Annotated in this window: 11 protein-coding genes; 8 read left to right on the top strand and 3 right to left on the bottom strand. The window is 69.4% G+C overall.

The features are described from left to right. The 3 genes from sdhA to sdhC are packed head-to-tail and all read right to left on the bottom strand — an operon-like array spanning position 1 to position 2,721. Positions 1 to 1,827: a succinate dehydrogenase flavoprotein subunit gene (sdhA, locus tag CJ226_RS09980; protein ID WP_025105656.1), complete on the bottom strand. Its 1,827-nt coding sequence runs from the start codon at positions 1,825 to 1,827 to the stop codon at positions 1 to 3. 19 nt (positions 1,828 to 1,846) lie between these two features. Then, a complete protein-coding gene (locus tag CJ226_RS09985) occupies positions 1,847 to 2,287 on the bottom strand; it encodes a succinate dehydrogenase hydrophobic membrane anchor subunit (protein WP_025105657.1) in 441 nt (146 codons plus the stop codon). After that, complete coding sequence (gene sdhC / locus CJ226_RS09990; protein WP_082758508.1) at positions 2,287 to 2,721, bottom strand: succinate dehydrogenase, cytochrome b556 subunit; 435 nt, start codon at positions 2,719 to 2,721, stop codon at positions 2,287 to 2,289. Before sdhC ends, CJ226_RS09985 begins: the two co-directional genes overlap by 1 nt. Positions 2,722 to 2,886: 165 nt before the next feature. On the opposite strand from sdhC, the gene CJ226_RS09995 reads away from it, so the two are divergent. From CJ226_RS09995 to CJ226_RS10030, 8 genes are all read left to right on the top strand, one after another. Continuing rightward, positions 2,887 to 4,002 (top strand): mannose-1-phosphate guanylyltransferase, encoded by a 1,116-nt coding sequence (locus CJ226_RS09995; protein ID WP_025105659.1) that lies wholly within the window; start codon positions 2,887 to 2,889, stop codon positions 4,000 to 4,002. A 147-nt stretch (positions 4,003 to 4,149) separates the two neighbouring features. Beyond that, complete coding sequence (locus tag CJ226_RS10000; RefSeq protein WP_102209143.1) at positions 4,150 to 5,268, top strand: BMP family protein; 1,119 nt, start codon at positions 4,150 to 4,152, stop codon at positions 5,266 to 5,268. 105 nt (positions 5,269 to 5,373) lie between these two features. After that, complete coding sequence (locus tag CJ226_RS10005; RefSeq protein ID WP_025105661.1) at positions 5,374 to 6,888, top strand: ABC transporter ATP-binding protein; 1,515 nt, start codon at positions 5,374 to 5,376, stop codon at positions 6,886 to 6,888. After that, the gene (locus tag CJ226_RS10010) at positions 6,885 to 8,192 is read left to right on the top strand and encodes an ABC transporter permease (RefSeq protein WP_102209073.1); all 1,308 of its coding nucleotides are present in this window, start codon (positions 6,885 to 6,887) and stop codon (positions 8,190 to 8,192) included. The genes CJ226_RS10005 and CJ226_RS10010 overlap by 4 nt, the downstream gene beginning before the upstream one ends. After that, positions 8,192 to 9,475 carry an ABC transporter permease gene (locus CJ226_RS10015; protein ID WP_025105663.1) on the top strand — a complete coding sequence of 428 codons (1,284 nt, stop codon included), beginning with the start codon at positions 8,192 to 8,194 and terminating at the stop codon, positions 9,473 to 9,475. Before CJ226_RS10010 ends, CJ226_RS10015 begins: the two co-directional genes overlap by 1 nt. A gap of 28 nt (positions 9,476 to 9,503) precedes the next feature. Beyond that, a complete protein-coding gene (locus CJ226_RS10020; protein ID WP_062636553.1) occupies positions 9,504 to 9,923 on the top strand; it encodes a cytidine deaminase in 420 nt (139 codons plus the stop codon). Further along, positions 9,920 to 11,212, top strand: coding sequence for a thymidine phosphorylase (locus tag CJ226_RS10025; protein ID WP_102209074.1), 1,293 nt, complete (start codon positions 9,920 to 9,922; stop codon positions 11,210 to 11,212). Before CJ226_RS10020 ends, CJ226_RS10025 begins: the two co-directional genes overlap by 4 nt. Before the next feature lie 48 nt (positions 11,213 to 11,260). Further along, positions 11,261 to 12,376, top strand: a complete 1,116-nt coding sequence (locus CJ226_RS10030) for an adenosine deaminase (RefSeq protein ID WP_102209075.1) — start codon at positions 11,261 to 11,263, stop codon at positions 12,374 to 12,376.

A 12,376-nucleotide genomic window follows, 5' to 3' on the forward strand; every position in this document is an offset into this window, starting at 1 on the left:
TCAGTACTTCCTCTCCATCGGCGGGTAGTTCAACTCGCCCTTGTCGTTCTTGGTGAAGACGACCGGCTTCCAGTCGAGCTTGATGTGGTCGCTCGGGTCGGAGGAGTGCGGGTCGCCCGTGAGGTACGCCATGGTGTGCTTCATGTAGTTCTCGTCGTCGCGCTTCGGGAAGTCGTCGCGCATGTGTCCGCCGCGGCTCTCCTCGCGGTTCTGCGCGGCGTAGACGACGACCTCGGCGATGTCGAGCAGGAAGCCGAGTTCGACCGCCTCGAGCAGGTCGGTGTTGAACCGGTGGCCCTTGTCGTCGACGTGCACGTTCTTGTAGCGCTCACGGAGCTCCGCGATCACGCCGAGGACGTGCTGCAGCGACTCGTGCGTGCGGAAGACCTGCGCGCCCTTGTCCATCTCGTCCTGCAGCGTCTTGCGGAGGACCGCGATCCGCTCGGTGCCCTGGTTGTTGCGCAGGCCCTCGAGCATGTCGGAGACGAACCCGGCGGGGTTCTCCGGCAGCGGGACGAACTCGGCCGTCTTGACGTACTCGACGGCGTTGCGGCCGGACCGCTTGCCGAACACGTTGATGTCGAGCAGCGAGTTCGTGCCGAGGCGGTTGGCGCCGTGCACCGAGACACAGGCGCACTCGCCGGCGGCGTACAGGCCGGGCACGACGGTGTCGTTGTCCGCGAGCACCTCGCCGTTGTTGTTCGTGGGGATGCCGCCCATGGCGTAGTGCGCGGTCGGCATGACGGGGACCGGCTCGACGACCGGGTCGACGCCCAGGTAGGTGCGGGCGAACTCGGTGATGTCGGGGAGCTTGGTCTCCAGCACCTCGGCGCCCAGGTGCGTGCAGTCCAGCAGCACGTAGTCCTTGTGAGGACCGGCGCCGCGGCCCTCCGCGACCTCCTGGACCATGCAGCGCGCGACGATGTCACGAGGCGCCAGGTCCTTGATGGTGGGGGCGTACCGCTCCATGAAGCGCTCACCGGAGGCGTTGCGCAGGATCGCGCCCTCGCCGCGGGCGCCCTCGGTGAGGAGGATGCCGAGGCCGGCGAGGCCGGTCGGGTGGAACTGGAAGAACTCGAGGTCCTCGAGGGGGAGGCCCTTGCGCCAGACGATGCCGACGCCGTCGCCCGTGAGGGTGTGCGCGTTGGAGGTCGTCTTGAAGATCTTGCCGAAGCCGCCGGTGGCGAAGATCACGGCCTTGGACTGGAAGACGTGCAGCTCGCCCGTCGCGAGGTCGTAGGCCACCACGCCGGCGATCTGGGTCGCGCCCGCCGCGTCCTTCACGGTGATGAGGTCGAGCACGTAGAACTCGTTGAAGAAGTTGATGCCGAGCTTGACGCAGTTCTGGAACAGCGTCTGCAGGATCATGTGACCGGTGCGGTCGGCGGCGTAGCAGGCGCGGCGGACCGGGGTCTTGCCGTGCTCGGCCGTGTGGCCGCCGAAGCGGCGCTGGTCGATCTTGCCCTCGGGGGTGCGGTTGAAGGGGAGGCCCATGTTCTCGAGGTCGATGACCGCGTCGATGGCCTCCTTCGCAAGGATCTCCGCCGCGTCCTGGTCGACGAGGTAGTCGCCGCCCTTCACGGTGTCGAAGGTGTGCCACTCCCAGGAGTCCTCCTCGACGTTCGCGAGGGCCGCCGCCATACCGCCCTGCGCGGCACCGGTGTGCGAGCGCGTCGGGTACAGCTTGGAGATCACGGCCGTCTTCGCGCCGGGGCCGGCCTCGATGGCCGCCCGCATGCCGGCGCCGCCGGCGCCCACGATGACGATGTCGAACTGGTGGTAGTGCACGCCGTCACGGACGACGGAATCCTGCGTCTGGGTAGTCACTTCTCGTTTGCCTCTTCTTCTAGCCCTGCGCCTGGCAGGTCTCCCACAGCGTGCTCGACTCGGTCACACCCAGGCACGGGTCGAACGTGAAGACGACCAGGGTGCCGAGGAGGATGAGCAGGCCCGCGGCCAGGCCGAGGGCCCAGACGAGCGCCTTGCGCGCGGTCGGGTTGGTCACGTAGTCGTTCACGATCGTCCGCATGCCGTTGGCACCGTGGATGAGTGCGAGCCAGAGCATCAGCACGTCCCACCACTGCCAGAACGGGGTGGCGAACTTGCCGGCGATGAAGGCGAAGTCGAGGGCGTGGATGCCCTCGCCGACCATGAGGTTGACGAAGAGGTGGCCGAAGATCAGCACGACGAGCACGACGCCCGAGACGCGCATGAAGACCCAGCCCCACTTCTCGAGGTTGACGCCGCGCTGGCGACGGGCGGGAGCGGCGACGGTCTGGGCGGTCATCAGTGTCCTCCTCCGAAGCCGGCGAACGCGAGCATCAGGTGGCGCGGCACGAAGCCGGCCATGATGATGCCCCACACGAGCAGCACGCCCCAGAAGAGCTGGCGCTGGTACTTGGCGCCCTTCGACCAGAAGTCGACGGCGATGATGCGCAGGCCGTTCATGGCGTGGAAGACGATGCCCGCCACGAGGACGACCTCGCCGATCGCCATGACCGGGTTCTTGTATGTGCCGATGACCGCGTCGTACGCCTCCGGCGACACCCTGATCAGCGCCGTGTCGAGCACGTGCACCAACAGGAAGAAGAAGATGGCGACTCCGGTGATGCGGTGAAGCACCCACGACCACATGCCTTCGCGACCCCGGTAGAGGGTGCCGCGGGGGGTCTTGGACGTGGTTTCCGAAATCGACGGTGTCAAGCGAGCGCTTGTGGACACGGTCGTCCTCCCTGGATCGATGTGTTTCGGTCGCGTGCGCTGCTTCGTCCACATCTGGCCTGGAGGAGGGTCAGGCACGCCCGATCGGTGTCCATCCTATTCCCGCGCGGACGCCCCGGGCGACGAAGGGGAGCCTAAGTCGGGCCCGCCGCTACGCTGGCCTGCATGAGCGAGCCGATCGAAGACTTCTACGCGGTCATCCCTGCCGGCGGCATCGGCAGTCGGCTGTGGCCGCTGTCCCGGGCGGACGCCCCGAAGTTCCTGCACGATCTCACCGGGTCCGGGCATTCGCTGCTGCGCGACACGTGGGACCGTCTGGAGCCGCTCGCCGGTCCGGACCGGATCGCGGTGGTCACCGGGCGTGCGCACCGGGCGGCGGTGGAGGCGGAGCTGCCGGGCATCGCCGACCTCAACGTCTTCCTGGAATCCGAGCCCCGCGAGTCCGCGGCGGCGATCGGGCTGGCGGCGGCCGTGCTGCACCGGCGCAACCCGGACGTCATCATCGGCTCGTTCAGCGCCGACCACGTCATCCGGGGCACGCGGGTCTTCGAGTTCGCCGTCCGCGACGCCGTCGAGGTCGCGAGGGAGGGCTACATCTGCACGATCGGCATCGCGCCGACCGAGCCGGCGGTCGGCTTCGGCTACATCAAGAAGGGGCCGGAGCTGGTCGTCGAGCGCGCCAGGGAGGCGGCCCTCGTCGAGAGCTTCGTCGAGAAGCCGGATCTGGAGACGGCCAAGGCCTACCTCGCCGAGCGCACCTACCTGTGGAACGCGGGCATGTTCATCGCGAAGGCGAGCGTCCTGCTGGACGAGCTCGCGGCCAACGAGCCCGCGCTGCACGCCGGTCTGCTCGAGCTCGCCGAGGCCTGGGACGACCGGGAGCTCCGCGGGCCGGCCGTCGACCGCATCTGGCCGCGGCTGAAGAAGATCGCGATCGACTACGCCGTCGCGGAGCCGGCGGCGCGGCGCGGGCGCCTCGCCGTGGTCCCCGGGCACTTCGACTGGGACGACGTGGGGGACTTCGCGTCGCTGACGAAGCTCATCACGAACGGCCGCAAGAACGACCTCGCCGTCCTCGGACCCCGCGCCAGGGTGCTCACCGACGCGGCCAGCGGCATCCTCGTCAGCCAGACCAGCCGCGTGATCAGCCTCGTCGGCGTGCAGGACATCGTCGTGGTCGACACCCCCGACGCGCTCCTGGTCACGACGGTCGAGAACGCGCAGCGGGTGAAGGGCGTGGTGGAGTCGTTGAAACTCAACGGACAGGGCGACGTGCTCTGATGAGCATCGGCCCGTGCTCATCGGCAGGGTTGATTTCAGCTTTGTAACCATTGGCCCGGCCGCCCGGGGCCGACGTGCACGAACGTCGAAACACTAGGTAACTTTGATCGATCCGCGATGGCCGCGGGTTCGTTGAGGGAGGCATCCGTGACCATCTCCACCACCAAGAAGCTGCTCGGCGCGACGGTCGCCGCCGGTGTCGTCTTCGCTCTTGCCGGCTGCGGTCAGGCGCCGACCGACGAGTCCGAGGGCGGATCCGCCCCCGTCGACTCCGACTTCAAGCCCTGCCTCATCTCCGACGCCGGCGGCTGGAACGACAAGTCGTTCAACCAGTCGGCCAAGGAGGGCATGGACAGCGCCGCCGACGAGCTCGGCATCAAGCCGCTGGAGTTCGAGTCCGCGAACGACAACGACTACGCGCCGAACCTCGAGACCGCCGTCTCCGAGGGCTGCTCGCTCATCGTCTCGGTCGGCTTCAAGCTGTCCGCCGCCACGGTCGAGTCCGCGCTCGCGAACCCCGACATCGACTACGCGATCATCGACGACTGGGCCGACAACGACTTCGACGGCACCACCGACGCGCCGAACATCAAGCCCCTCGTCTTCGACACCGCCCAGGCCGCCTACCTCGGTGGCTACGCGGCGGCCGCCTGGTCCGCGGAGGCCGGCGTGAACAAGGTCGGCACCTTCGGCGGCATGCAGATCCCGTCGGTCGCGGTCTTCATGGACGGCTACCAGCTCGGCGTCGAGAAGTACAACGAGGACAAGTCGGCCGACGTCCAGGTCTTCGGCTGGGACGCTGAGACCCAGAAGGGCTCCTTCACGGGCGGCTTCGACGCCAACGACACCGCCAAGCAGACCGCCCAGGGCGTGCTCGACCAGGGTGTCGACGTCATCCTCCCCGTCGGCGGCCCGGTCTACCAGAGCGCCGCAGCGGCGATCAACGACAGCGGCAAGGACACGCTGATGCTCGGTGTCGACAGCGACCTCGCCGTCGCCGACCCCAGCGTCGCCGACATCACGCTCGTCTCGATCATGAAGGCCATCGACGTGGCCGTCCGCGACGCGACGCTCGCGGCCGCCGCCGGCGAGTTCGACCCGGAGCCCTACATCGGCACGCTCGAGAACGAGGGCGTCAAGCTCTCCGGCTTCGGCGACTTCGAGGCGGACCTGCCCGAGGGCCTCATGGACGAGCTGTCCGCTCTGCAGGAGCAGATCATCTCCGGCGACATCACGGTGGAGTCCGAGAACTCTCCCACCCGCTGAGTCGGAGCCGTACCCAGCACGGGGCGAGTGGCGCAGGCTGCCACTCGCCCCGCACTGTGGGCGGCGACGATTCTCCTCGGTGACTCTTCTGGATAAGGTGCAGATATGAAGCTCGAACTTCGCGGCATCACCAAGCGATTCGGCAGCCTCGTGGCGAACGACCACATCGATCTCGTGGTCGAACCCGGTCAGATCCACGCTCTCCTCGGCGAGAACGGCGCAGGTAAGTCGACGCTGATGAACGTGCTCTACGGCCTGTATCAGGCCGACGAGGGCGAGATCCTCCTCGACGACGTCGTGCAGCATTTCCGCGGCCCCGGCGACGCGATGGCCGCCGGCATCGGCATGGTGCATCAGCACTTCATGCTCGTGCCGGTGTTCACGGTGGCCGAGAACGTCATGCTCGGTCACGAGCAGACCAAGGGCCTCGGCACGCTGGACATCGCGAAGGCGCGCGAGCACGTGCGCGCGGTCGCGGCCCGATTCGGGTTCGACATCGATCCGGACGCGGTCGTCGGCGACCTGCCGGTCGGTGTGCAGCAGCGCGTCGAGATCATCAAGGCGCTGTCCCGCGACGCCAAGGTCCTCGTCTTCGACGAGCCGACCGCGGTGCTGACGCCGCAGGAGACCGACGAGCTCATGGCCATCATGCGCCAGCTCCGAGACGAGGGCACCGCGATCGTCTTCATCACGCACAAGCTGCGCGAGGTGCGCGAGGTCGCCGACCGCATCACGATCGTCCGGCTCGGTCGGGTGGTGGGGGAGGCCTCGCCGACCGCCACCAACGCCGAACTGGCCTCGCTGATGGTCGGCCGCGCAGTCGAGCTGACCGTGCACAAGGAGGCTCCGCGGCTGGGCGAGGGCGGCCTGGAGGTCCGCAACCTCCGCGTGCTCACCGCCACCGGAGCCATCGTCGTCGACGACGTCGACTTCACCGTGCGACCCGGGGAGGTCCTCGCCGTCGCCGGTGTGCAGGGCAACGGCCAGACTGAGCTCGTCGAGGCCATCGTCGGCCTCGCCGCACGCGTCGAGGGGAACATCATCCTCGACGGCACCGAGCTCGTGGGCAAGAGCGTCCGCGGCATCCTCGACGCCGGCGTCGGGTTCGTCCCGGAGGACCGCACCGAGGACGGCCTCGTCGCCGGATTCTCGGTCGCCGAGAACCTCATCCTCGACCGCTCAGACGATCCCGCGTTCAGCCGGGCCGGGACGCTGCGCCGCGGCGCCCTGGAGGACTTCGCCAAGGAGCGCATCGCGGAGTACGACATCCGCACGCAGGGCCCGGACACTCCCGCGGGCACCCTCTCCGGAGGCAACCAGCAGAAGGTCGTGATCGCCCGCGAGATGAGCCGGGAACTGCGGCTCTTCGTGGCCGCGCAGCCGACCCGCGGGGTGGACGTGGGCTCGATCGAGTTCATCCACAAGCGCATCATCGAGACGCGGGACGCGGGCATCCCCGTGATCGTCGTCTCGACCGAGCTCGACGAGGTCGCCGCCCTCGCCGACCGGATCGCGGTCATGTACCGCGGCACCATCGTCGGCATCGTCCCCGGTGACACGCCCCGGGAGACACTCGGACTCATGATGGCCGGAGCGGCCGATGCGGAGGTGACCGCGTGAGCGGCGCGACACCCGGTGCAGGAGACGTCACGAAGGGGCTGCCTCCCGAGCAGCTCCCGCCCAGCACGGGCCTCGCGGACGAGGTGCCCCCGCCCCCGCGCGGCAACGTCGTCCTCAAGGAGATCCTCCGCGGCAGCGCGGTCACGACGGTCCTGGCGATCGTCCTCGCGCTCATCGTCGGCGGCATCCTCATCGCGTTCACCAACGAAGACGTGCAGGAAGCCTCCGGGTACTTCTTCAACAAGCCGAGCGACACGTTCGTCGCGGCCTGGAACGCGGTCTACAACGGTTATGAGGCGCTGTTCCGCGGAGCGATCTTCAACGCCCGCGGCGCCGACTTCGCCGCGCAGATCCGTCCGCTCACGAACACGCTGGGCTTCGCGGCCCCGCTGATCGCCGCAGGGCTCGGCGTCGCGCTCGCCTTCCGCGTCGGTCTGTTCAACATCGGCGCCCGCGGTCAGATGCTCGTCGGCGTCGCGGTCGCGGCCCTGCTGACCTTCAACCTCGACCTGCCGATCTGGTTCCACCTCCCCGTCACGCTGCTGGCCGGCATCGCCGGCGGTGCGCTCTGGGGCGGCATCGCCGGTCTCATCAAGGCACGCACGGGCGCGCACGAGGTGATCCTCACGATCATGCTCAACTACATCGCGTACTACCTGCTGCTGTGGATGATCCGCACGCCCGGGCTCCTGCAGAAGCCGGGCACCAACCAGGCGCTCGGCTCGGCCACGCCGGAGAGCGCGCAGTTCCCGACCCTGCTCGGCCCGCAGTTCCCGCTCCTGGACCTCGGCTTCGTCATCGTGGTGATCGCGACGGTGTTCGTGTGGTGGCTCATCGAGCGCTCCTCGCTGGGCATGCGCATGCGCGCGGTGGGGGAGAACCCGCACGCCGCTCGTGCCGCGGGCATCAGCGTCAAGCGCGTCTACGTCTACGCGATGCTCTTCGCGGGCGCCCTCGCCGGCCTCGCCGGGATGAACCAGCTCCAGGGCGCCGTCACCACGGGCGTCACCGAGACCATCGACGCCGGCATCGGCTTCGACGCCATCACGGTCGCCCTCCTCGGGCGCAGCCGCGCGTGGGGGACCTTCGCGGCCGGAATCCTGTTCGGTGCCCTCAAGGCGGGCTCGTTCTCGATGCAGGCGCAGGATATCCCCGTCGACATCGTGCTCGTCGTGCAGTCGCTCGTCGTGCTGTTCATCGCCGCGCCGCCGCTGCTGCGCACGGTGTTCTTCCTCCCCAAGTCCGACGCAGAGAAGGCGGCCAAGGCGAGAGCCAAGGCCGCGAAGAAGGCGGTGACGGCATGATGTCGCTCGTGCAGACCGAAGCCGCCGACGGCACGGTGCAGCTCGCCACCGTCCGGGAGCGCCACCTCAAGGCGCCGATCAGCCTCGCGGTCGTCACCGCGCTGCTCGCGGTGCTCTTCCTCGCCGTGCCGCGGAGCGGTATCAGCACCTTCCGGCTCGGCGACCGCACGTCGGCCTTCGAGCTCCCCGACGTGGGGCTGCCGACCGCGCCGACCTTCTGGGTCGTCTTCGCCGTGCTCGTCGTCCTCACGGTCGGGGCCTTCCTCCGGGCATGGACGTACCGCGCCCCGTCGATCTGGCTCATCGTGGCGTACGGCGTGCTCGCGGTGTTCGCGTTCCTCGTCTGGGCCGCGGCCGGGGGCCTCGTCCCCGTCACGAGCCTCCTCTTCGGTGCCGTGTCGCTGTCGGTGCCGCTCGTGTTCGGCGCGCTCGGCGGTGTCATCGGCGAGCGGGCCGGTGTCGTCAACGTGGCCATCGAGGGGCAGCTGCTCCTCGGTGCGTTCTCGGCGGCGCTGCTGTCCAGCATCACCGGCAACGCCTTCGTGGGCCTCATCGGCGCCATGATCGGCGGCGTTCTCGTCGCGAGCGTGCTGGCGGCGTTCGCGATCAAGTACCTCGTCGAGCAGGTCATCGTCGGTGTCGTGCTCAACGTCCTTGTCACCGGCCTCACCGGCTTCCTCTACGGCGCGCTCCTCGCCCCGAACGAGGCCGAGCTGAACACCCCGGTGCGCTTCTCCCGCATCGAGATCCCGGTGCTGAGCGACATCCCGATCATCGGTCCGGTGCTCTTCAACCAGACCTTCATCGTGTACCTCATGTTCATCACCGTGGCCGTCGTCGCGTGGGGCCTGTACCGCACCAAGTGGGGCCTGCGCCTCCGCGCCGTGGGCGAGCACCCGCAGGCGGCCGACACGGTCGGCATCCGGGTCAACCCGACGCGGTTCTGGAACGTGCTGCTCGCGGGTGCGATCGCCGGCATCGGCGGCGCGTACTTCACCCTCGTCTCGGTCCCGCAGTTCGGCAAGGAGATGACGGCCGGGCTCGGCTTCATCGCCCTCGCCGCAGTGATCTTCGGACGCTGGGACCCGATCCGCGCGACGCTCGCCGCCCTGCTCTTCGGCTTCGCGACGAACCTGCAGAACCTGCTCTCGATCCTGAAGACGCCGATCCCCGGCGAGTTCATGCTCATGCTGCCGTACGTGGTCACCCTCCTCGCGGTCGCCGGGTTCGCCGGACAGATCCGGGGCCCTGCCGCCAGCGGCAAGCCGTACATCAAGTCGTAGAACCCGCAGGGAAGAAGGAACCATCACCATGACGGACATCGACTGGGACGAGCTGCGCCAGGTCGCCGCGGAGGCCATGACCAAGGCGTACGCGCCGTACTCCCGCTACCGCGTGGGGGCGGCGGCTCTCGTCAGCGACGGGCGGATCGTCGCCGGCTGCAACGTCGAGAACGCCTCGTACGGCGTCACGCTGTGCGCGGAGTGCGCGCTCGTGGGCGACCTGTTCATGTCCGGCGGCGGCCAGCTCGTCGCCTTCGTGTGCGTGAACAACGACGGCGAGACGATCATGCCGTGCGGCCGGTGCCGGCAGCTGCTGTTCGAGCACGCCGTACCCGGAATGCTGCTGGAGACGGTCTCCGGCATCCGCACGATCGACGAGGTGCTGCCCGATGCATTCGGGCCGCGCGCCCTTCGACAGGCTCAGGGACCCGAGGGAGAAGGACGATGAGTGTGGAGCCGTTCGACGCGGTCGATGTGATCCGGGCCAAGCGCGACGGGGGCGTCGTGCCCGAGCCCGCCCTGCGCTGGATGGTGGATGCGTACACGCGCGGCTATGTGTCCGACGCGCAGATGGCCTCCTTCGCGATGGCGATCTTCCAGCGCGGCATGGAGCGCGAAGAGATCCGCGTCCTCACCGACGCGATGATCGCGTCGGGGGAGCGGATGAGCTTCGCGACCCTCGGCAAGAAGACCGTGGACAAGCACTCCACGGGCGGTGTCGGCGACAAGATCACCCTGCCGCTGGCCCCGCTCGTCGCCTCGTTCGGCGTGGCGGTCCCGCAGCTCAGCGGCCGCGGCCTCGGCCACACCGGCGGCACGCTCGACAAGCTGGAGTCCATCCCCGGCTGGCGCGCGGCACTCAGCAACGAGGAGATGTTCGCGCAGATGCAGGGTGACGTCGGGGCCGTGATCTGCGCCGCGGGGTCGGGTCTCGCTCCGGCCGACAAGAAGCTCTACGCGCTCCGCGACGTGACGGGCACGGTCGAGGCCATCCCGCTGATCGCCTCCAGCATCATGTCGAAGAAGATCGCCGAGGGGACCGACGCTCTCGTCCTGGACGTGAAGTTCGGCTCCGGCGCCTTCATGCAGGACATCGACCGCGCCCGCGAGCTCGCCCGCACGATGGTCGCGCTCGGCACCGACTCCGGCGTCGCCACCACGGCGCTGCTGACCGACATGAACGTCCCGCTGGGCCGCGCGATCGGCAACGCCAACGAGGTCCGCGAGTCGGTTGAGATCCTCGCCGGCGGGGGACCCGCCGACGTACGGGAGCTGACCATCGCTCTCGCCAGGGAGATGCTCGCCCTGGCCGGCCGGCCCGAGGCGGACGTGGAGGCGGCGCTGGACGACGGCCGCGCCATGGACACCTGGAAGGCGATGATCCGCGCGCAGGACGGCGACCCCGAAGCGGCCCTCCCGGTCGCGCGGGAGACGCACGTCGTCACGGCGCCCGCGGACGGCGTCGTGACCCGGATGGACGCGCTCCCCTTCGGCATCGCCGCGTGGCGTCTCGGCGCCGGCCGCGCGCGGGCCGAGGACCCGGTGATCTTCGAGGCGGGCATCGACCTGCACGCGAAGCCGGGCGACCGGGTCGCCGCCGGGCAGCCGCTGTTCACCCTGTCGGCGGCGGACGAGGCGCGCTTCCCCCGGGCCATGGAGGCTCTCGAAGGGGCCTGGGAGCTCGGCGACGACGCGCCGACCGTGGGGCCGATCGTCCGCGAGCGCATCACGGCGTGAGGCCCGGGCGCTAGCCTGGACGGACACCCCGCGACCGAGAGGATCCCCATGTCGATCGATGCGAACGGCGACGTCGCCATCCAGGGCGTCTCCCTGCGGAGTCTGCCGAAGGTGTCGCTGCACGACCACCTGGACGGCGCCGTGCGTCCGGCCACGATCATCGAGCTCGCCGACGCGATCGGTCTCGACCTCCCGGCCTCCGACCCGGCGGCGCTCGGCTCCTGGTTCGCGAAGAAGAGCGACGCAGGGTCGCTGGGGGAGTACCTGAAGACCTTCGAGCTCACCAGCGCGGTCATGCAGACCCGGGAGGGACTGACCCGCGTGGCGCGCGAGTTCGTGCAGGACCTCGCGGCCGACGGCGTCATCTACGGCGAGGTGCGCTGGGCGCCGGAACAGCACCAGGCCGGCGGGCTCTCGCTGGAGGACGCCGTCGAGGCCGTGCAGCAGGGGATCGAGGAGGGCGAGGATGCGGCGGACCGGGACGGTCGCAGCATCCGCGTCGGACAGCTCCTGACCGCCATGCGGCACACCGACCGCGCCAGGGAGATCGCCGAGCTCGCTGTGGACTTCCGCGGACGGGGTGCCGTCGGCTTCGACATCGCCGGACCCGAGGACGGCTTCCCGCCGTCGGACCACCGCGCGGCATTCGACTACCTCGCCGAGAACTTCTTCCCGGTGACCGTGCACGCGGGGGAGGCGGCGGGCCTCGCCTCGATCCGCTCCGCCCTGCTGGACGGTCGTGCGCTCCGCCTCGGACACGGCGTCCGCATCGCGGAAGACCTCGAGGTCGTCACGCAGGAGGGCGACGAGGTGCAGGTGCGCTTCGGCGACCTCGCGCGCTGGGTGCGCGACCGGGAGATCCCGCTGGAGCTCTCCCCGTCGTCGAACCTGCAGACGGGTGCGGTCGCCGCGTGGGGCACGACGCTCGCCGATCACCCCTTCGACCTGCTCTACCAGCTCGGCTTCGCGGTGACCGTGAACGTGGACAACCGCACCATGAGCGCCACCTCGCTCACCAGGGAACTGGCCCTGCTCGTGCAGACCTTCGAGTACGACCTCGACGACCTCGAGGCCTTCCAGTTCAACGCCGCCGCTGCGGCCTTCCTCCCCGTCGAGGAGCGGGAGGAGCTGGTGGAGATGATCGCCGAGGGATTCGACGCCTGA

Origin of the sequence: Microbacterium sp. UMB0228 (assembly GCF_002871415.1) — a bacterium.
Classification (GTDB): domain Bacteria; phylum Actinomycetota; class Actinomycetes; order Actinomycetales; family Microbacteriaceae; genus Microbacterium.